This window comes from Bariatricus sp. HCP28S3_A4 (assembly GCF_052066395.1).
GTDB lineage: Bacteria > Bacillota > Clostridia > Lachnospirales > Lachnospiraceae > Allocoprococcus.
Genome location: NZ_JBQHSE010000002.1, coordinates 154,856 through 174,300, shown reverse-complemented (window position 1 = coordinate 174,300; position 19,445 = coordinate 154,856). Strand labels below are relative to the sequence as shown.

Sequence of the window (19,445 nt, the reverse complement as noted above, 5' to 3'; positions counted from 1 at the left end):
TTTCCATTTTTCGAATACTTGTGATAAGATAGCAATATTCTATTTCTATTCCTAAAAAATCTTCTTGATTTTAAAAACAATAATACAAGCGACCACCACGATAACGCTCAAAAGAATCACACCGGGATAGCCACTCTCCAGTTCCGGCATGTTCTGAAAGTTCATTCCATACCACCCAGTAATCAATGCCAACGGGAAAAAAACTGTAGATACGATCGTCAAAAACTGCATATTGCTGTTCTGTTTTGCATCCACTTTAGCCTGATAAGCATCATTCACCTGCCCGGCGTACTCCAGAAGATGGGACGTTTTATTCATCAGCCGTTCTGCCCTGTCAGAGATCGTTCCAAAATACTTTAAGTGCTTTTTGGCAAAATAATGATTTTCGTTCTCTTCCAAGGCCTTCCCTACGTCCATGATTTCATCATAGTATCCCCGCAGGATCAGGAGTTCGCGGCGAATTGTTGCAATGCTGGACTGGAAATTTTCAGTATGATCACGATGAACCGCTTCTTCTAATTCCATCAGTTTTTTCTCGAACTGAACCAGATACTCCAGATCGCAATTCATAAACTCTGCAATAAAATTAAACAAAAATATTTCTTTCGTCTTATATCTGGTGCTCTTTCTCCGCTTAATCCTGGAAACAAGCCTTTTTGAAAATCCGTCATCATCAACCAGAACTACCTTATCACTTGTAATAAAAAACAGAATTCGATAACGGCTTCCCTATACATCGAGAAGCTTCGGGATACAAAAGGAACCTGTCAGGCAGCCCTGCTGTGCTTCGATCTTACAAAATCCGATATTGCCGAGTTCGATGTCCCCTTCATATACAATACCATTTTCCTCAAGGACTCTGGCCGCATTGTGTGAATCTGTAATGATCGGTTCAAACCCTGTACTCTTTTCAGTCGTCACAGTCTCATTATTTTGTTCTGTTTGTAAAATCTGCTCATCCAACATATTTCCACCTGAAGATTCCTATTTATAATACTTTACTTCCGTTTGCCGTAAGTCTGAATCTGGCTCCCAGTAACTCTGCCGCCTTCCCCATATTTTCTATTGGTTCAGATCATTCCAATTTCTCAACTCTCCTGTATAAATGAGCTTTAACGCTTCTAATGTAATATCATCCAGAGGATTATTTTCTTCTACAATAACAACAATATTATCTCTTGCTATCGTTTCATAGTCCAACAATTCTTTCTCATAGTCTTTCAGATTTCTGGAAGACATACCGAAATCGCATTCTCCTGACATTGCTTTCGTCAGTCCCTTTGAAGAGTCTGTTGCAGTCACAGTAATCTTAGCATTTGTATTGATTTGTTCATAAGCCTCTGCCAGCTGTTCCATAAGCGGCGCAACGGAAGTCGATCCCTCTATTGTAATCTCACCGGTGGCCTTATTAGACAGAAAAGAACTGCTCTTTGCCACCTGTGCATAGTTCTCTGGTAGCCTTCAAAATTGCTTTCACTTGCTCTTCACTGGTCATATTGGTCTTATTTTCACGAACCACTTCCGCTGATTCCATCTGGTCCATCAGTGTACCGACTCTTACTCTGTAGAATTCATCCATATTTGACTGATAAATAGACATGAATGTCAGTCTTTCTGCCAAAGGTACTCTCGGGTTTCCTGCTTCATTTAATACTCTCTCATTGAATTTCAGCCATGATAATTCCCTGTTCATCATGTATGGGATGCTCGCTGTCTTTCCTTTTGTTTTTTCTGCTTTTTTCATCTGAATAGTTCCTTTCCAAATCATGCAATCTTCATAATCTGGGAAATTATAGTATTTTATTGTCAAAAGCGAGCAATATCTATGTAAGTTTTAAGTAAGATTTCCTCATGATAATAAAAAGGATACCTTGTATCAATCTGATACAAGATACCCCATTTGTCTTCTTCAAATTCAGTTCCAGTATTTAATTAAATCCAACAATCCTTCTCGCCACAATATATGCCAGAGAAGAAATCTTTCTTCCTGATCTTCCCGGAAGATTCATCGTCTGTCCAAGAATACCATACCGAATCTTCCAGTAAGTTTTATAATCTCTCTTCTTTAAATACTGCCAAAGCTCATGCTTTTTCTCCAGATTTTCCTTTGATTTTGAGCGAATCAGAAGAATAGAGGACACTGTCATCATGATTGCCAGATAATTCGTCATGTACTGACGAAGCTTTTTATTCGTTACCATCCGCATTTCATACATGTCGATCATTCTCTTTGTAACAAAGATCTGCTGATCCACCCGGCTGATCATCACTTTTTCATTTACAGACTGGTCTTCTCTTCCGATATAATAGCGGTAAAAGTCCACGTCCAGATAATAAATCTTGCGCACATGCGGGAGCGGATAATATACATAAATGTTATCCACATAAAATGTATGTTTCGGCAGTTCAAGCTGACAGAGCTTCAGGAAATCCGTTCTATAGATCACAGAATGCATCAATATGTACTGTCCCAGATGAAAACGCTTAATATCATCCCACCCAAAAATCTGATTCTCAGGAAGTACATTCTTGTATTCAATGACTTTCTTATGTGTCATTCCTTCCTTTTCATATACATAATTGGAAATCAGCATATCTACCTGCTGCTCATCCGCTTCAAAATCCTTAAGTACTTTCAGAATTTTCTTAAGTGCCTCTTCATCTACCCAGTCATCGCTGTCCACGACTTTAAAATATTTTCCGCTGGCATTCGCAAGACCGAAATTCACTGCGTCACCGTGCCCGCCGTTTTCTTTATCGACTGCCTTGATGATTCCCGGATACTGCTCTTCATATCTATGCGCAATCTCCGAAGTTGCATCCTTCGATCCATCATTTACAATAATAATCTCTACATCTTCCCCACCCTTCAGGATTGATTCCACTGCGCGCTCCATATACGCTGCGGAATTGTAACACGGAATTGCAAAAGAAATGTACTTCATCTTGTTTTCTCCTCTTGATTTCTTTTTAACCTCTTCCGACTTAGTATAGCTCATTTTATCATCTTTTCCAAGAAATATTGTAAAATTAATAATTATCAGATATAGTTAAATAAGATACGAAAACGTATTAAAGGAGGAATATGTTATGAGCAACAATTTATTGGTCGGACAGTCAGGCGGACCTACCGCCGTTATCAACGGAAGTCTTTACGGCGTGGTTTCTGAAGGACTTGCCAATCCTGCAATCGGCAAAGTCATCGGTATGGTGAACGGAATCGAAGGTTTTCTGGCGGGACGTACGATGGAGATGGCACCTCTCGCAGAAAATGGAGAACTGGAAAGAATCCGAACGACACCCGGGTCCTTCCTCGGTTCCTGCCGCTACAAACTCCCGGAAGATCTGTCAGATCCGGTGTATCCTGAATTATTTAAGAAATTTGAAGAATTTGAAATAGGCTATTTCTTCTATATCGGGGGCAATGATTCCATGGACACCGTCAGCAAACTTTCCCGCTACGCGGCTTCTGTAGGAAATAAGATCCGCATCATCGGTGTGCCGAAAACGATCGACAACGACCTTGTCGAGACAGATCACACTCCGGGCTTCGGAAGCGCGGCGAAATACGTAGCTTCCACCGTACGTGAAATCGCCATCGATGCCTCTGTATACGATAATAAACAATCTGTTACAATTGTTGAAATCATGGGGCGCCACGCAGGCTGGCTCACCGCTGCAAGCGTACTTGCCCGCAAATTCGAAGGGGATAATCCGGTACTCATCTATCTTCCGGAAGTTGCATTTGACACCGATGCATTTATCGAAAAAGTAAAAGAAAAACTTCAGACCACCTCCAACCTGGTTGTCTGCATTTCCGAAGGAATCAACGATGGAAACGGCACCTTCGTCTGCGAACTTGCAAGCGATGTAGGCGTAGATAATTTCGGACATAAGATGCTGACCGGTTCCGGAAAATATCTTGAGAATCTGGTAAAAGAAAAACTTGGCGTAAAAGTTCGTTCCGTTGAATTGAACGTTTGTCAGAGATGCTCTTCATCCTGCCTGTCTGCTACCGATTTAAATGAAGCTGTTGAATCCGGCAGATTTGCAGTGAAAGCGGCAATCGACGGCGAGACCGGAAAGATGATTACCTTTATCCGCAAGAGCTCTGAGCCGTATGAACTGGAATTCGGCACCGCAGATGTCAACATCATCTGCAACATGGAAAAACCGGTTCCGCAGAAATGGATCACCGAAAACGGCTCCGATATCGGAGGCGAATTCATTGCTTACGCAAGACCACTCATTCAGGGTAATGTCGAAGTTCCGATGAAAGACGGACTTCCATATTTCGCTTATCGGCGTTAATTAAGAAACTCAATCATTTACAGTATAGTAAAGGATGCAGCGTTCCAATGGTTCACTGCATCCTGATCTATTTCTCTGATTTTCCGTTTCAATCTACAGCTTATCCAATACCTCCTGCAGATCAAGCGTCAGGGTTCCATCCTCCAGCTTGAAACAGGGCACTCCAATCGCTCCTCTTTCTTTTACTTCATCAAATAACGGTTCCGTATCCCTTAACTTAAGAAAACGTTTCAGATTTGCCGTGCTCTCCGAAAATTCCAGATACATATAGTCTGCATTTCTTTCATCCAAAGCCTTTACAGCTTCCAGACAATCTTTACACGCATTCGTTCCAAACATAATAATCTTCATTTTGCTTCACCTCAAAATATTTTTCTGATATACTCAATCATAACACAGTTTTTTGATTTCATCAATTCAGGAAAAATCTGTTATTCTAAGAAGCAATACCGATTCTGAGAAAGGAGCATTCCACATGGAAAAAGAGACCACATTTTATTATACATTTTATACCCGACTTGGAGATATGACCGTCGGCTGTACAGCATCTTCTATTGTCATGCTGAGTCTAAACTCCAAAATATTTTCTAAAAGTAATACAAATCTTCCTGATTTGGCATATGAAACAGAAAAACAGATTCTGGAATATCTGGATGGAAAACGAACGAATTTTACCCTTCCGCTCGCCCCCAAAGGAACTGATTTTCAACGCAAAGTCTGGGATGCACTCCTTACCATTCCTTACGGTGAAACCAGATCCTACGAAGAAATTGCCATCGCCGTTGGCAATCCCAAAGGATGCCGAGCAGTCGGAATGGCAAACAACCGAAATCCGATCATGATTCTCATTCCCTGCCACCGCGTAATCGGGAAAAACGGGAAACTGGTTGGTTATGGCGGAGGATTGGATGTGAAAAAAGCCTTGCTTGAGCTAGAGGGACAAAAGCAGCGTCCCTGCAGACAACCTACCGGTTCATCTCACTATGATACCCCGTCGTATTATGATCCCGTATAATATTTTCAATCTCATCCCTGTTAAGTGACGGCATATCCCCCGGAATTGTATTCTTCGCAGCACTGTATGCATTGCCGTATTTTAATGCGTTTTCGCAACATCCGCCTTCCATCAGAAGGCCGTACAGTGCACCGGAGCAATATGCGTCTCCGCTTCCGATCCGGTCAACGACTTCGATATTTTCGTATGGTTTTTCTTCATAGAATTTATCGGCTTTCGCGTCATAGATTACGGAGGAAAAGCTATGTACCTTCGGACTGTGTACTGTTCTCTGGGTAGATGCCATGACTGAAATCGGGTATTCTTTTGCGAAACTCTTCATGATTTCATATAGATTGCCTTCTTTTCCGAAAGTTAGTCTGGCTGTATCTTCTGAGCAGAAGAAAATGTCTACATACGGAAGAATTCCTTCAATGCATTTTCTTGCTTCTTCTCCGGACCAGAGATTCAGTCGGAAATTTACGTCAAAGGAAATCAGCGCCCCTGCTTCTTTGAAGCGGCGGATCATCTCCACTCCTGTTTTGCGGCATGCATCGCTGAGTGCCAGTGTAATACCTGAGGTGTGGAAGCATCTGGTCGAGCGGAAGATTTTCTCGTCAAATTCATTGATATCCAGTCTTGTCATAGAGGAATGCTGTCTGTCATATACAACGCCCGGCTTTCTTGGATATGCGCCATTTTCATAATAATACACTCCAAGTCTTGCATCGCGGCTGTCATCGTAAACCAGGTAATCATCACTGACTCCGCAGAAACGAATCTTATTCTTTGCAAATAGTCCGATACTGCTTTCCGGAATTCTGGAAATGATTCCGGAACGGAGTCCGAGAAGTGACACACCGGAAGCCACATTCAGTTCCGCACCTCCTACCTGTTTCTCAAACATATCGCCACGCACAATTCTCTCATTATTCGGCGGTGACAGTCTCAGTAATATTTCCCCTAAAGATAATAAATCAAATTCTTTTTTCTCCATAACGCGCTCTCCTTCACTTTTCCATACTCTTCCTTTTTGAAAAAGGGCGTATCCTCTTTCAAAGATACGCCCCTTTTCAAATCATGACAAAAATGGGTTTATATTATCTCTGGACACGTCCGGAAGCATCTCCTCCGGCTAATTTGGCAACTTCGTCCATTGAGACCATATTGTAATCACCCTCGATGGAGTGTTTCAGGCAAGATGCTGCAACTGCAAATTCGATCGTTGCCTGTGCATCGTATCCACTCAGGCATGCTGCGATCAGACCGCCCCCGAAGCTGTCGCCGCCGCCTACACGGTCAACGATATGCATCTTGTACTTTTTGCTGAAATAGTAATCTGTTCCGTCGTATAACATAGCGGACCAGTTGTTGTCGTTTGCAGAGACAGACTCACGAAGTGTGATTGCTACCTTCTCAAATCCGAAACGGTCAGCAAGCTGTTTTGCAACATCCTTGTAACCTTCATGGTTTACAGTACCTGCTGTTACGTCTGTATTTGCTGCTTTAATTCCAAATACATCTGCCGCATCTTCTTCATTTGCGATACATACATCAACATATTTGCAAAGCTCGCCCATAACTTCGCCTGCTTTTGCTTTGTTCCACAGTTTATTTCTGTAGTTCAGGTCGCAGGAAACTTTCACGCCCATTTCTTTCGCTGCTTTGCATGCTTCCAGGCAGATTGCTGCCACACCGTCGTTCAGTGCCGGTGTAATGCCTGTGAAATGGAACCATTCTGCGCCTTCGAAAATCTTCTTCCAGTCAAAATCTTCCGGAGAAGCTGTATAAATAGAAGAACCTGCACGGTCATAAATAACTTTGGAAGGTCTCTGAGAAGCACCTTTTTCAAGATAGTAGATTCCTACACGATCTCCGCCGCGTGCGATGTAAGATGTATCTACACCGTATCTTCTAAGTGAGTTTACCGCTGCCTGTCCAATCTCGTGAGTCGGCAGTTTTGAAACAAATGCTGCGTCAAATCCATAGTTTGCAAGGGAAACAGCTACGTTTGCTTCTCCGCCTCCGAATGTTGCGCCAAGCTTGTCAGCCTGTACAAAACGATAATATCCTTCCGGTGCCAGTCTTAACATTAATTCTCCAAATGTGATAACTTTCTTACTCATCTCTTATTTCCCTCTGCTTTCTTTTACGATTTCTACTGCTTCTGCTGCCAGTTCTTTAATCTTGTCAAATTCTCCTGCCGCTACCAAATCTCCCTTTACCATCCAGCTTCCGCCACAGGCAAGAATTCTGTCGTATGCAAGGTAATCTCTTACGTTGTTCTGGTTGATTCCGCCGGTCGGCATGAATTTCACTCCTACATACGGAGCTGCCATAGCTTTGATCATCTTAAGACCGCCTGCCGGTTCTGCCGGGAAGAATTTTACAACATCAAGTCCATTTTCCAGAGCCTGTTCGATATCACTTGGATTCGCACATCCCGGAGTGATCAGAATTCCTTTTTCTACACAATATTTAACGATTCTCGGATTCATTCCAGGGCTTACGATAAATTTCGCTCCTGCTGCAACTGCACGGTCAACCTGCTCTGTTGTAAGCACAGTGCCTGCGCCTACCAGCATTTCCGGAAACTGCTCACTCATAATACGGATGGACTCTTCTGCTGCTGCGGTACGGAATGTAACCTCTGCGCATGGAAGTCCGCCTTCACATAATGCTTTCGCAAGTGGTGCTGCATCTTTGGCATCGTCAAGTACTACGACCGGTACGATACCGATTTCCTGAATTTTTTCTAATACTTCATTCATCTTGATTCTCCTTTTCTTACTTCGATTCTTGTTGCCTTCCAGATTGACCTATTCCCATTTATATTCTTTCGGCCTATGTTTCATATTATGAAACTCAATTTCATAATATGAACTTTTCGTGTCTATGATTATACTCTCTTTCTTCCTATTGTCAAGCGTTAACAGCACTTTTTATTCAATTTTTTTCGTTTCAGTCCATTCCAGGATTTTCAGATTTTTCCCAAAAAACATTTCAAAAAAAATACGATATTTTCCTGTTTACTCTCCCTGACAATCGTGCTACAATTCCACTTAGTACAATTTGATGCGCAGAATATGCAGCACCCCAAGTACAAGAAACGGAGTGAATCTTTCATGGAAGAAAAGAATCCTATCCAGGTATCAGAACGTATCTTCAATACTATAGAATACCTAGCGCAATACGGCCCCATGGGACTTCTGGAACTGAGCAAAGGGTTAAATCTGAACAAAACAACGGTTCATCGCATCTTGAACTCACTGATTTGCATGAATTATGTAAAACAGGATCCTGAAACTTTAAAATACAGCCTTAGTTTTAAGTTCTGCGGAATTGCTAACCAGGTCCTTTCTCAGAACAATATTATCGATCTGGCACATCCTTATATCAAGTCACTTGCAGAGCAGACCGGTGAGACTGTCCATCTTGTGGAAATCGACGGCATGAACGCTGTTTATATTGATAAAGTGGAAGCTTCCCAGAATGTTGTACGCCTTGTTTCTATGATTGGGAAAACAATCCCTCTTTTCTCTTCCGGAGTTGGCAAAGCATTGCTGGCCGATATGTCAGACGAGAAAATAAAGAGTATCTGGGAACAAAGTGATATTCACAAACTGACAGAATATACCATTACCGATTTCAATAAATTTATGCATTTGATTCAGGAAATCCGTAAATGCGGGTATTCTCTGGATAATGAAGAAAATGAATTGGGTGTAAGATGTATCGCAGTCTCCCTCAGAAGTTTTCATGGTAAACCCAAATATGCGATCAGCATATCTGCACCAAAAGACCGGATGACGGACGAAGATTTAAAAAGATTCAAACCAATGATCTTAGATACAAAAAAACGAATTCTACAGGAAATGGGGCAATAGATTGGGGGACAGATTCCTTGACTCACATGCGTGTGAGTCAAGGAATCTGTCCCCCTGTCATTAGCTAAAACCCAAAATATCTTACTGCATTATTATAAGAAATATCCTGTACCATGCGTCCCAGTACTTTTTCGTCTGCCGGGTATTCTCCGTTCTCTACCCAGCCTCCGATCAAATTGCACATAATTCTCCTGAAGTATTCATGTCTGGTATAAGACAGAAAACTTCTGGAATCCGTAAGCATGCCAATAAAGTTCCCTAAAAGTCCAAGATTTGCCAGTGATGTCATCTGCTCGATCATTCCCTGCTTATTATCATTGAACCACCAGGCGCTTCCCTGCTGGATTTTTCCGCGGGCCTCTTCGCTTTGGAAGCATCCAATGATTGTTCCGATTGCTGCGTTGTCTGTCGGATTTAAGGAATACAGGATTGTCTTCGGTAATTCATCTGTAATGGCAAGTGCATTCAGATAATCTGCCATTTCAGAAGACGGAGCATAGTTATTGATGCAGTCGATTCCTGCATCCGGTCCCAGTTTTCCGAAGATCATTCCGTTATTGTCACGTTTCACTCCATAATGAAGCTGCATAACCCAGTTTTTCTTATGGTACTCTCTTCCGAGTGCCACCATATATGCGGTCTTAAACTGAAGTTCATCTGCACGGCTGACTGCTTCCCCGCGAAGTCTTTTCGCAAAAATTGCTTCGATTTCTTCTTCCGATGCAGGAGCATACATCACATATTCCAGACCGTGATCCGATACGGAGCATCCGTGCTCTGCGAAATAATCCATACGGATTCTTAGTGCTTCGATCAGAGATGCAAAACTATCAATCTTCACGCCGCTTACTACTTCAAGTTTTTTCAGATATTCCAGATAATCCGTTTTTTCCAGATTCATCGCTTTATCCGGTCTCCATGCAGGCAGTACCTGTACTTCGAAGCTCTCATCTGCCGCAATTTTCTCATGCCATTCCAGTGAATCTACCGGATCGTCGGTCGTACATACCAGTGTTACATTAGACTGACGAATCAGATTTCTCGCACTCATGCCGTCCTCCTGAAGTTTTGCATTACAGAGATTCCATACCTCTTCTGCAGTCTCTCCATTTAACGCACCGTAATATCCAAAGTATCTCTGCAGTTCCAGATGGCTCCAGTGATAGAGCGGATTTCCGATTGCTTTTTCCAGTGTTTCTGCCCATTTCTGGAATTTTTCACGATCAGAAGCATCTCCTGTGATGTATTTTTCTTCTACACCGTTGGAGCGCATCTGACGCCATTTATAATGATCCGCTCCCAACCAGACCTGTGTGATATTCTCAAACTTTCTGTCCTCGGCGATCTCCTGCGGATTAATATGGCAGTGATAATCGAGAATCGGCATATTCGCCGCATATTCATGATATAATTTCTGTGCTGTTTCTGTCTCAAGTAGGAAATCTTTATCCATAAATGCTTTCATACTATTTGCACCTGCCCTTACACATATTTTTTCAAAGTCGCACGTACCGCTCCCTTGCCCGCTGTCAGTTCCTTCAGATATCCGACAACCATATCTGCAAGACCTGCTTCGTAGAGATCCACGCCAAAGATCTGTTTCATCCTCAGTACCGGTGCAACTTTCGCTTCTACATCCTGATCTTCTTTCAGTTCCAGTCCCGCAACAAATGGGCATACGGTATCCAGAAGCGGATCCGGGCTGAGTTCAAATTTATTTCCTTCATCATCTACCGCCATCAGGTAACGAAGCCATCCTGCAAATACCAGCGGGATCAACTTCAGAGATTTCACATCCAGTTCATCAGATGCCTGATAAGCCTTGATCGTCTCTCCAAAACGGATTGCCAGCTTCTGAGAAGTGTCGGTTGCAATTCTCTGCGGAGTATCCGGCATAAACGGGTTCGGAATACGCACATTCAGTACGGTGTCAATAAACTCCTTCGGATCGAGGACGCCCGGATTTACAACAACCGGAAGACCTTCTACATATCCGACGGTCTCAACCAGTTTCTTAAGCTCTTCATCTTTCATTTCATCTGAAATCTTCTGATAACCGAGCACACATCCGTAAACAGCAAGTGCTGTATGGAGCGGATTCAGACAGGTGCAGACTTTCATCTTTTCTACTTTATCAACGGTCTCTCTCTCGGTAAACATCAGACCGCCTTTTTCAAGCTCCGGTCTTCCGTTCGGGAATGCATCTTCGATGACCAGATATTCACATTCTTCTGCATTTACAAAAGGTGCCACATACGTGTTCTTGGAAGTGATGACCGGATCCAACTCCTCAACACCGTCATTCTTCAGAATTTCTACTACAGAAGCATCCGGTCTCGGTGTGATTTTATCGATCATGGACCACGGGAAGGTTACCTTCTCTTTTGAATTCACATACGCAAGGAACCCCTCTTCTGCCAGTCCGTTTTTGGTCCACGCTTCTGCAAATGCATTGACTGCCGCATACAGCTTGTCGCCGTTGTGAGAGCAGTTATCCATGCTGACCATAGCGACCGGTTTCTCACCCGCCTGATAACGGGTGTACAGAAGAGATGCAACTTTTCCGATATAGCTCATCGGTTTTTCCGGTCCTTTTTCAAAATCTTCTACAACTGCCGTAAGCATTTCTCCTTTTCCGTTTACAAGGCTGTATCCATTCTCTGTAATTGTGAAAGAAACCATCTGAAGGGAATCTTTGCGGAAGATTTCTTTCAGGCGCTCATACTCAGCAGTATTTTCAGAATCCAGTATGCGGGACTCTACTACACTTCCGACCACTGTCTTATCCACATTTCCGTCAGCCTTCAGTGTAACAAGGATGCTGTAATCGTCATGCGGGCGGTTCATTTTTTCAACAATTTCGTAGTCAAAACCTTCTGCCACGATAAGTCCGCGGTCAAGTACCCCTTCATTTAACAGATTCTGAACCACATTTGCCTGGAACGCACGGAAAATGTTTCCTGCTCCAAAATGGATCCAGAATGGATTTTCCTTTGTTGCTTTCGCTACTTTTTCACGATCAAACTTCGGAAGGGCATATCCTTTTTCTTCCCATTCGTTTCTATTTACAAGTCCGTTTGTACTTAATTTCATTATTTTCTTGCCCCTTTCTCGATTGCTTCCCATAAACCATTCAAATATGTTGCTCCAAGTGCACGGTCATAGAGTCCGTATCCCGGCATTGCCACTTCATCCCAGATCATACGTCCGTGATCCGGGCGGATCGGTCCTTCAAATCCGATATCGTAGAGAGCTTTCATGATTTCGTACATGTCAAATGTTCCGTCGCTTGAAAGATGAGCCGCTTCTTCAAAGTTGGTCGGAGTGATGAATTTCAGATTGCGGACATGCGCAAAATGAATTTTTCCTTTCAGAGAGCGGATCATATCCGGCAGATCATTCTCAAGGTTGGTTCCGTAAGAACCTGAGCAGAAGGTTACGCCATTGTGCGGATTGTCCACCATTTCCATCATGCGAAGGATATTCTTCTTGTTGATGATGATACGCGGAAGGCCGAACACACTCCATGCCGGATCGTCCGGATGAATTGCCATATTGATATCGTATTTGTCACACACCGGCATAATCTTTTCCAGGAAATATTTCAGGTTTTCAAATAATTTCTCATCGTCTACATCCATGTAAAGTTCGAACAGCTCTTTCACTTGTTCCATTCTCTCCGGTTCCCATCCCGGCATTACAGTTCCGTTCATATCACCTGCGATGGATTCAAACATCTTCTCCGGATCCAGTGCATCTACTGCTTCCTGTGTGTAGGCAAGCACGGTAGAACCATCCGGACGTACTCTTGCGAGTTCGGTTCTGGTCCAGTCAAATACCGGCATAAAGTTGTAACATACCAGATGAAGATCTTCTTTTCCGAGATTCTCCAATGTCTCGATATAATTTGCAATGTACTGGTCTCTTTCCGGCGCGCCTGTTTTAATTGCATCATGAATATTTACACTTTCAATTCCTGCAATATGAAGGCCGGCCGCTTCCACTTCTTCTTTCATCGCACGGATTCTCTCACGGCTCCACACTTCCCCCGGTGCCGTATCGTAAAGCGTCGTGATTACGCCCGTAACGCCCGGAATCTGGCGGATCTGCTGAAGCGTAACCGTGTCAAATTTGCTTCCGTACCATCTCAGTGTCATTTCCATAATTTTCATACCTTCCTTTTCTGAATCGATGTTTTACTTGTTGATTCTATTATTTTCCCATGCAAAATACCATTGATGAGGTTGCCCTATACATTGCAAAAATTGCGGTTTCATGTTAGACTAAATACAGTACTTCTCATTCGGAAAGGAGACTGTCATGAGAAAGAATTTACAGACCGCTTTCAGTACCAGGCAGTATATGGTAGCACAGGATTTTGAAATCTATTATTATAATGACCAGAACCTGGAAAAAGTAGCCCTGCACTCACACGATTATTATGAATTCTATTTTTTCCTGGAAGGAGATGTCAGTATCCAGATCGGTCAGGAAACATTTCCCATCAAATATGGCGATATTATGCTGATGCCGCCTCACATTCCGCACAAGCCGATCATCCACAGTCACGAAGTCCCTTATCGGCGGTTTGTGTTCTGGATCAGCCAGGAATACTGCAGCCATCTGCTGCAGCTTTCACCAGACTATGTCTATCTGATGCAATATGTTGAAACTTCCAAAACTTATCTTTTCCACAACGACCGGATTACATTCAACACCATTCAGTCGCTGATTCTCAGGCTGATCGAAGAAATGCACTCCGAACGGTTCGGCCGTGCTGCGCAGATTACTTTGTGCGTCAACGATCTGGTGCTTTTTCTCAACCGTCTGATCTATGCGAGAAATGTTCCTAGCTCACCGGGTGAAGAGCAGGATCTTTACCGGCAGCTCACATCCTACATCGAAGAGCATCTGGATGAGGATCTGCCTCTTGAAAAGCTGGCTGAGGAATTTTATGTAAGTAAATATCATATCGCACATGTTTTCAAAGACAGGATCGGCATGTCGATCCACCAGTATATCACGAAAAAAAGGCTTGCCCTCTGCAAGGAAGCCATCCTTGGAAATGCTAATATTTCTGAAGTTTATCAGGCTTACGGATTCGGGGACTACTCCAGCTTTTTCCGGGCATTTAAGAAAGAATACGGAATCTCCCCGAAAGACTATCGAGAAAAACAGCTGACAAAATATGATTAATTCGTTGTAAGCTTTTTTCAGCCGTGCTATACTTTATCCTGCAAATTACATGAAACCAGTTTAAAGGAGTATGAATCATATGAATCCTATGAATTTATTTCAAATTAAAAAACTCTGGAACGAGTTCACTGCCCGTCATCCAAAGTTTCCGAATTTTATAAAAGCCGTATCCCAAAATGCCATCCAGGAGGGTACGATCCTGGAAATCCAGGTCACCTGCCCTGACGGTAAGAGCTTTGCTTCCAACCTGAAAGTAACTGCCGAAGATCTGGAAATGCTCCAGATGCTCCGGCAGTTACAATCCTGATTTAGAAATATAATACTCCAAAGAAGGCAGCCGAGGCGTACTTGAATTTCCCTCTCTACATTATAAAAAAACGCCCAGACCATATGGTCTGAGCGTTATTTTGATATAATAATAATTCCTACTGGAAGTCAATTACATCGATCCATCTTGAAAGGAATGCTTTCTCTTCTTCAATTCCCTTCGTAAGCTGTACTGCTGCCGCAATCGGAAGCCATTTCTGTACATACTGTTTTGCTGTATCGCTCTTCTTGCAGAACAGATCCAGATACAGATCTGCAAGTTTCTGATTCTTTAATGCAAACTGCAGATACGTGATCGCAGCATCCCCACTTGCATTTCCCTGTGTAGCATGTGACCAGTCTACGATGGTCATGGTTCCGTCTTCTGCTACAATTACGTTGCTCGGGTTAAAATCGCCGTGGCAGAGCTTGGTATGCTTCGGCATAGAATCCAGTCTGGTCTGAAGCTCATAACGTGTTGTAGCATCAACAGTTTCTTTCAGAGTTTCAATCTTACGTGCGAATTTATCCTTCTGAAGCGTCAGACGCGGAGCTTTTTTTGCATGCATGGTAAGCTGAAGATCCACAAACTGCTCCATGTATTTTTCCATATTGACCGGATCATTTTCCATGATCTCTTCCATGGTCTTTCCTTCTACATATTCAATCTTAAGAGCCCACTCTCCGTCAATCTGGGTTACTTCCAGAACCTTTGGAATGTTCAGTCCGCTTTCTTCCACACGTGCCTGGCACAGAGCTTCGTTAAATACATTTGCTTTTCCGTGTTCCGGTGTGAACACTTTTATGATCTGATCCCCTTCTCTATAAACAACCTTATACGGACGGGTTACAACTACATCTTTATTCATTACATTCATGGTAGACATCCTTTCTTTTAAACTGATTTATACGTCTAAAAATATCTGCATTTACCTATTTGTTTTCTGTACCATAGTAAGCTTTCAGATAGATTTCTTTCAGCTCTGACATCAGCGGGTATCTCGGGTTCGCACCTGTACACTGGTCGTTAAATGCCTGCTCTACCATGTCATCCAGAGTATCCAGGAAATATTTCTCATCTACACCGTAATCCTTGATCGTCGGTTTGATCTCGATCGTTCTCATCAGGTCTTCCAGTTTAGCAAGAAGTTTTTCAAATACTTCCTGATCGTTCTTTCCGGTCAGACCTACAAAACGTCCGATTTCAGCATAACGCGCCAGTGTGTGCGGATACTGATACTGAGAGAATGTACCCATCTTTGTCGGTACCTCAGCACTATTATAACGCATTACTTCTGTAAGTACCAGCGCATTTGCAATACCATGCGGCAGGTGATGGAATGCACCTAATTTGTGAGCAAGTGAGTGGTTTACACCAAGGAATGCATTTGCAAATGCCATACCGGCCATGCAGGATGCATTTGCCATATGATCTCTTGCTTCCACATCATTTCCGTCTTTGTATGCGCGCGGCAGGTAATCAAACACGAGCTTGATTGCCTTCAGTGCAAGGCTGTCTGTATAATCGGAAGCCATAATAGAAACATAAGCTTCGATTGCATGTGTCATTACGTCGATACCTGACGCACAGGTAAGTCCTTTCGGAGCACTCATCATATTGTCTGTGTCAACGATTGCCATGTTCGGCATCAGTTCGTAGTCAGCAAGCGGCCATTTGATTCCGGTCTCTTTATCTGTGATGATTGCAAATGGTGTTACTTCTGAACCGGTACCTGAAGAAGTCGGGATCGCAACGAAATATGCTTTTTTACCCATCTTCGGGAAGGTGTAGATTCTCTTGCGGATGTCCATGAAGTCCATTGCCATATCGTCGAAGTCTGCATCCGGATTTTCATAAAGAACCCACATAACTTTTCCGGCATCCATAGCAGAACCACCACCAAGTGCAATAATGCAGTCCGGCTCAAATGCACGCATTGCTGCAGCACCGGCTTTAGCAGATGCAAGGGACGGATCCGGTTCTACATCAGAGAAGCATGTATGAACAATTCCCATCTGGTCTAATTTATCTTCAATCTGTTTTGTATATCCGTTTTTGTAAAGGAAAGAGTCTGTTACGATGAAGCAGCGTTTCTTGCCCATAACGGTTCCGAGTTCATCCAGTGCAACCGGCATACATCCTTTCTTGAAATATACTTTTTCAGGTGTTCTCATCCAGAGCATGTTTTCTCTCCTTTCAGCAACGGTCTTGACATTGATTAAGTGTTTTACTCCAACGTTTTCAGAAACGGAGTTTCCGCCCCATGAACCACATCCAAGTGTCAAAGATGGAGCCAGTTTAAAGTTGTAAAGATCGCCGATACCACCCTGTGAAGATGGTGTGTTGACAAGGATACGGCAAGTTTTCATTGCTGCTGCATGTTTTGCCATTTTTTCTTTTTCATTCGTATTAATGTACAGAGAAGAAGTATGTCCATATCCGCCGTCTGCAACAAGCTGTTCAGCTTTGGCAAGTGCTTCGTCAAATGTTTTTGCTTTGTACATCGCAAGTACCGGAGAAAGTTTCTCATGAGCAAATTCTTCACTGATATCTACAGATTCCACTTCACCGATCAAGATCTTCGTCTCTTCCGGAACAGTTACGCCAGCCATCGCAGCAATTGTAGCTGCTTTCTGACCAACAATCTTCGCATTCAGTGCGCCGTTGATGAGAATTGTTTTTCTTACCTTCTCAATCTCATCACCTTTCAGGAAATAGCATCCTCTGTATTCAAATTCATCTCTGACCTGTTTGTAAACACTTTCCAGTACCGTAACTGACTGCTCAGAAGCACAGATCATACCATTGTCAAATGTTTTGGAATGGATGATGGAGTTCACTGCCAGGCGGATATCTGCTGTCTCATCAATGATAACCGGAGTGTTTCCTGCTCCGACACCAAGTGCCGGTTTTCCTGAAGAGTACGCAGCCTTAACCATTCCCGGGCCACCTGTGGCAAGAATAATATCAGCATCCTGCATAACCATATTGGTCAGCTCCAGACTCGGAACATCGATCCAACCGATGATTCCTTCCGGTGCACCTGCTTTTACTGCTGCTTCCAGAACGAGTTTTGCCGCAGCAATCGTAGACACTTTTGCACGCGGATGTGGGCTGATGATGATTGCATTTCTTGTCTTCAATGCGATCAATGTCTTAAAAATCGCTGTCGAAGTAGGGTTAGTAGTAGGAATAACTGCGGCAACAAGTCCGATCGGTTCTGCAATCTTTTTAATTCCGTATACCGGATCTTCTTCGATCACACCGCAGGTCTTTGTATTTTTATAAGCGTTGTAAATATACTCTGATGCATAATGATTCTTGATTACTTTGTCTTCTACGATACCCATTCCGGTCTCTGCAACTGCCATTTTTGCAAGTGGGATACGGGCCTTATCTGCTGCTGTAGCCGCAGCCTTGAAAATCTTGTCTACCTGCTCCTGTGTATAAGTAGCAAAGACTTTCTGTGCTTCCTTCATCGCTTTCATTTTCGCTTCCAGCGCTTCCGGGTTGTCGATTATGGTTGGGATGTTGGTTTCCTGATTTGCCATTTTGAATCCTCCTGTAATGAAATAATGGAATCATAGTAGTTTGCTTATTGTTAATTAATTAACAATCTTTATAATGCTATTATATTGGATTCTATTTCTTTTGTCAACACAAATTGTTAAATAAATAACGATTTCAACATTATGCATAATCAAACGCCAAAATCGCATAAAACACACAGCATATTTACCATTCTTTTTGTATCTGCATTATTCCCCACAGCCCGTATCCGGCAAGGATCAGCTCCAGAATAAGAAGGATTCTACCCAGACTGTCCGGAACAGAAAAGAGCATAAGTCCATATCCCCACATATTAAAAACAATATGAAGTGCAATCCCCGCCGCCAATGTGTCATATTTTCTTACCACATAACCGATCAATACTCCGATAACTCCGGCACAGATTCCCTGCGCCAGATTCAGATGGTAAATACCGAACAGTATCGCCTGCAAAAGATTCGCGATCCAGAACGCCAATCCTGCTTTTTCAAAATAATGGTGGATCAGTCCGCGGAAAATCAGTTCCTCCACAATCGGAGCCAGAAGAACTGTATAAAATATAATCGCAAGAGACATCGTTCCCATTCCCGAATTTCCGAGCAATTGTTCATAATCTTCCAACGCCTTTGGAAGCAGAATTTGTATGGCAATCATCATAAGACTGCTGATTCCCTGGACCCCTATTCCGACTGCCGCCAGGTAAAGCGGTGCTCTTCGAACTTTCCCTACATCCTGCACCGGGGAAAACCGGTATCCTGTCTCGAACCGATACCAGATTCCGATCAGCATGATCAAGATCAATGTGATCGGCACTGCATTAACTGCAAGTGTCGGAGCTGTTCCCAGAATCTGATATGACATGATATTCATCAGCGACTGAAGCATCAGTACTGCCGGCAATACCAGAAATCCCAATACAAACGCCGTCACCCTCTGCTTCCATGATTTATATTTCCTATTCTTCACACGCCAAGTCTCCTTTCATACTTCCTCGGTATCCCGTCATATAACGGTTCATATTATCCGTTATTTTATCACCTTTTTTTCACTCGTACAACGCCAATTTCTATACAGTCGTATCCCCTGATTCTTATGGATTCCACCCGCGGGAACATTGACTGTACCTCCCGCAAATGTTATACTGTATCATAATACAAAGCACCACTGAAATGAATTCATCATACAGTCTATTTAAGAATCA

18 protein-coding genes and 2 pseudogenes are annotated in these 19,445 nt (G+C 43.0%); 5 read left to right on the top strand and 15 right to left on the bottom strand.

Annotation, left to right across the window (positions count from 1 at the left end; genetic code table 11):
- Window positions 1–51: 51 nt before the first annotated feature.
- From ACTNBF_RS01865 to ACTNBF_RS01845, 5 genes and pseudogenes are all read right to left on the bottom strand, one after another.
- Entirely contained in the window at window positions 52–711 is a 660-nt protein-coding gene (locus tag ACTNBF_RS01865) for a magnesium transporter CorA family protein (RefSeq protein ID WP_441088669.1), read from the bottom strand.
- Between the two features lie 18 nt (window positions 712–729).
- Window positions 730–966, bottom strand: coding sequence for a hypothetical protein (locus ACTNBF_RS01860; protein WP_441088659.1), 237 nt, complete (start codon window positions 964–966; stop codon window positions 730–732).
- 96 nt (window positions 967–1,062) lie between these two features.
- Entirely contained in the window at window positions 1,063–1,437 is a 375-nt protein-coding gene (locus tag ACTNBF_RS01855; RefSeq protein WP_427808154.1) for a substrate-binding domain-containing protein, read from the bottom strand.
- 7 nt (window positions 1,438–1,444) lie between these two features.
- Window positions 1,445–1,744: pseudogene (locus ACTNBF_RS01850) on the bottom strand (polyphosphate kinase 1); the annotation flags it as partial.
- A 184-nt stretch (window positions 1,745–1,928) separates the two neighbouring features.
- Complete coding sequence (locus ACTNBF_RS01845) at window positions 1,929–2,945, bottom strand: glycosyltransferase family 2 protein (RefSeq protein WP_427818957.1); 1,017 nt, start codon at window positions 2,943–2,945, stop codon at window positions 1,929–1,931.
- Window positions 2,946–3,090: 145 nt separating this feature from the next.
- Between ACTNBF_RS01845 and ACTNBF_RS01840 the strand changes: the two genes are divergently transcribed.
- On the top strand, window positions 3,091–4,311 hold the full coding sequence (locus ACTNBF_RS01840; protein WP_441088658.1) for a 6-phosphofructokinase: 1,221 nt from the start codon (window positions 3,091–3,093) through the stop codon (window positions 4,309–4,311).
- A gap of 93 nt (window positions 4,312–4,404) precedes the next feature.
- Here ACTNBF_RS01840 and ACTNBF_RS01835 read toward each other — a convergent pair whose 3' ends face one another.
- Complete coding sequence (locus tag ACTNBF_RS01835) at window positions 4,405–4,662, bottom strand: hypothetical protein (protein ID WP_427818955.1); 258 nt, start codon at window positions 4,660–4,662, stop codon at window positions 4,405–4,407.
- Between the two features lie 124 nt (window positions 4,663–4,786).
- Between ACTNBF_RS01835 and ACTNBF_RS01830 the strand changes: the two genes are divergently transcribed.
- Window positions 4,787–5,326 (top strand): methylated-DNA--[protein]-cysteine S-methyltransferase, encoded by a 540-nt coding sequence (locus tag ACTNBF_RS01830; RefSeq protein ID WP_441018966.1) that lies wholly within the window; start codon window positions 4,787–4,789, stop codon window positions 5,324–5,326.
- Here ACTNBF_RS01830 and ACTNBF_RS01825 read toward each other — a convergent pair.
- The 3 genes and pseudogenes from ACTNBF_RS01825 to ACTNBF_RS01815 all read right to left on the bottom strand — a co-directional run.
- Window positions 5,277–6,302 carry a sugar kinase gene (locus ACTNBF_RS01825; protein WP_441028613.1) on the bottom strand — a complete coding sequence of 342 codons (1,026 nt, stop codon included), beginning with the start codon at window positions 6,300–6,302 and terminating at the stop codon, window positions 5,277–5,279. The genes ACTNBF_RS01830 and ACTNBF_RS01825 overlap by 50 nt on opposite strands.
- A gap of 103 nt (window positions 6,303–6,405) precedes the next feature.
- Window positions 6,406–7,431 (bottom strand): PfkB family carbohydrate kinase, encoded by a 1,026-nt coding sequence (locus ACTNBF_RS01820; protein ID WP_441024058.1) that lies wholly within the window; start codon window positions 7,429–7,431, stop codon window positions 6,406–6,408.
- Window positions 7,432–7,464: 33 nt separating this feature from the next.
- A pseudogene (locus ACTNBF_RS01815) lies at window positions 7,465–8,076 on the bottom strand (bifunctional 4-hydroxy-2-oxoglutarate aldolase/2-dehydro-3-deoxy-phosphogluconate aldolase); the annotation flags it as partial.
- 354 nt (window positions 8,077–8,430) lie between these two features.
- On the opposite strand from ACTNBF_RS01815, the gene ACTNBF_RS01810 reads away from it, so the two are divergent.
- Entirely contained in the window at window positions 8,431–9,192 is a 762-nt protein-coding gene (locus ACTNBF_RS01810; protein ID WP_441016482.1) for an IclR family transcriptional regulator, read from the top strand.
- 64 nt (window positions 9,193–9,256) lie between these two features.
- Here the strand turns inward: ACTNBF_RS01810 and uxaC are convergent, their stop codons facing one another.
- Genes uxaC through uxuA form a run of 3 tightly spaced genes read right to left on the bottom strand, consistent with a single transcriptional unit; the run spans window position 9,257 to window position 13,355 of the window.
- Entirely contained in the window at window positions 9,257–10,657 is a 1,401-nt protein-coding gene (uxaC, locus tag ACTNBF_RS01805) for a glucuronate isomerase (RefSeq protein WP_441088657.1), read from the bottom strand.
- 17 nt (window positions 10,658–10,674) lie between these two features.
- Window positions 10,675–12,285: a mannitol dehydrogenase family protein gene (locus tag ACTNBF_RS01800; RefSeq protein WP_441024063.1), complete on the bottom strand. Its 1,611-nt coding sequence runs from the start codon at window positions 12,283–12,285 to the stop codon at window positions 10,675–10,677.
- Window positions 12,285–13,355: a mannonate dehydratase gene (uxuA, locus tag ACTNBF_RS01795; RefSeq protein WP_427818993.1), complete on the bottom strand. Its 1,071-nt coding sequence runs from the start codon at window positions 13,353–13,355 to the stop codon at window positions 12,285–12,287. The genes ACTNBF_RS01800 and uxuA overlap by 1 nt, the downstream gene beginning before the upstream one ends.
- 157 nt (window positions 13,356–13,512) lie before the next feature.
- Here uxuA and ACTNBF_RS01790 point away from each other — a divergent pair, with 157 nt between their 5' ends.
- Together ACTNBF_RS01790 and ACTNBF_RS01785 are read left to right on the top strand one after the other, a co-directional pair.
- Entirely contained in the window at window positions 13,513–14,388 is an 876-nt protein-coding gene (locus ACTNBF_RS01790) for a helix-turn-helix domain-containing protein (RefSeq protein ID WP_427818948.1), read from the top strand.
- Window positions 14,389–14,467: 79 nt separating this feature from the next.
- Window positions 14,468–14,695, top strand: a complete 228-nt coding sequence (locus ACTNBF_RS01785) for a hypothetical protein (RefSeq protein ID WP_427818947.1) — start codon at window positions 14,468–14,470, stop codon at window positions 14,693–14,695.
- A gap of 118 nt (window positions 14,696–14,813) precedes the next feature.
- Here ACTNBF_RS01785 and ACTNBF_RS01780 read toward each other — a convergent pair whose 3' ends face one another.
- From ACTNBF_RS01780 to ACTNBF_RS01770, 3 genes are all read right to left on the bottom strand, one after another.
- Complete coding sequence (locus tag ACTNBF_RS01780; protein WP_427808200.1) at window positions 14,814–15,572, bottom strand: phosphotransferase; 759 nt, start codon at window positions 15,570–15,572, stop codon at window positions 14,814–14,816.
- Between the two features lie 55 nt (window positions 15,573–15,627).
- Window positions 15,628–18,246: a bifunctional acetaldehyde-CoA/alcohol dehydrogenase gene (adhE, locus tag ACTNBF_RS01775; RefSeq protein ID WP_427818946.1), complete on the bottom strand. Its 2,619-nt coding sequence runs from the start codon at window positions 18,244–18,246 to the stop codon at window positions 15,628–15,630.
- 184 nt (window positions 18,247–18,430) lie between these two features.
- Window positions 18,431–19,210: a lysostaphin resistance A-like protein gene (locus ACTNBF_RS01770; RefSeq protein WP_441024066.1), complete on the bottom strand. Its 780-nt coding sequence runs from the start codon at window positions 19,208–19,210 to the stop codon at window positions 18,431–18,433.
- Between the last annotated feature and the right edge of the window lie 235 nt (window positions 19,211–19,445).

Bases quoted from the DNA above. Each gene is read 5' to 3' on its own strand.
- ACTNBF_RS01860 (WP_441088659.1), bottom strand. From the start codon at position 966: ATGTTGGATGAGCAGATTTTACAAACAGAACAAAATAATGAGACTGTG.
- ACTNBF_RS01845 (WP_427818957.1), bottom strand. From the start codon at position 2,945: ATGAAGTACATTTCTTTTGCAATTCCGTGTTACAATTCCGCAGCGTAT.
- ACTNBF_RS01840 (WP_441088658.1), top strand. From the start codon at position 3,091: ATGAGCAACAATTTATTGGTCGGACAGTCAGGCGGACCTACCGCCGTT.
- ACTNBF_RS01835 (WP_427818955.1), bottom strand. From the start codon at position 4,662: ATGAAGATTATTATGTTTGGAACGAATGCGTGTAAAGATTGTCTGGAA.
- ACTNBF_RS01830 (WP_441018966.1), top strand. From the start codon at position 4,787: ATGGAAAAAGAGACCACATTTTATTATACATTTTATACCCGACTTGGA.
- ACTNBF_RS01825 (WP_441028613.1), bottom strand. From the start codon at position 6,302: ATGGAGAAAAAAGAATTTGATTTATTATCTTTAGGGGAAATATTACTG.
- ACTNBF_RS01820 (WP_441024058.1), bottom strand. From the start codon at position 7,431: ATGAGTAAGAAAGTTATCACATTTGGAGAATTAATGTTAAGACTGGCA.
- ACTNBF_RS01810 (WP_441016482.1), top strand. From the start codon at position 8,431: ATGGAAGAAAAGAATCCTATCCAGGTATCAGAACGTATCTTCAATACT.
- uxaC (WP_441088657.1), bottom strand. From the start codon at position 10,657: ATGAAAGCATTTATGGATAAAGATTTCCTACTTGAGACAGAAACAGCA.
- ACTNBF_RS01800 (WP_441024063.1), bottom strand. From the start codon at position 12,285: ATGAAATTAAGTACAAACGGACTTGTAAATAGAAACGAATGGGAAGAA.
- uxuA (WP_427818993.1), bottom strand. From the start codon at position 13,355: ATGGAAATGACACTGAGATGGTACGGAAGCAAATTTGACACGGTTACG.
- ACTNBF_RS01790 (WP_427818948.1), top strand. From the start codon at position 13,513: ATGAGAAAGAATTTACAGACCGCTTTCAGTACCAGGCAGTATATGGTA.
- ACTNBF_RS01785 (WP_427818947.1), top strand. From the start codon at position 14,468: ATGAATCCTATGAATTTATTTCAAATTAAAAAACTCTGGAACGAGTTC.
- ACTNBF_RS01780 (WP_427808200.1), bottom strand. From the start codon at position 15,572: ATGAATGTAATGAATAAAGATGTAGTTGTAACCCGTCCGTATAAGGTT.
- adhE (WP_427818946.1), bottom strand. From the start codon at position 18,246: ATGGCAAATCAGGAAACCAACATCCCAACCATAATCGACAACCCGGAA.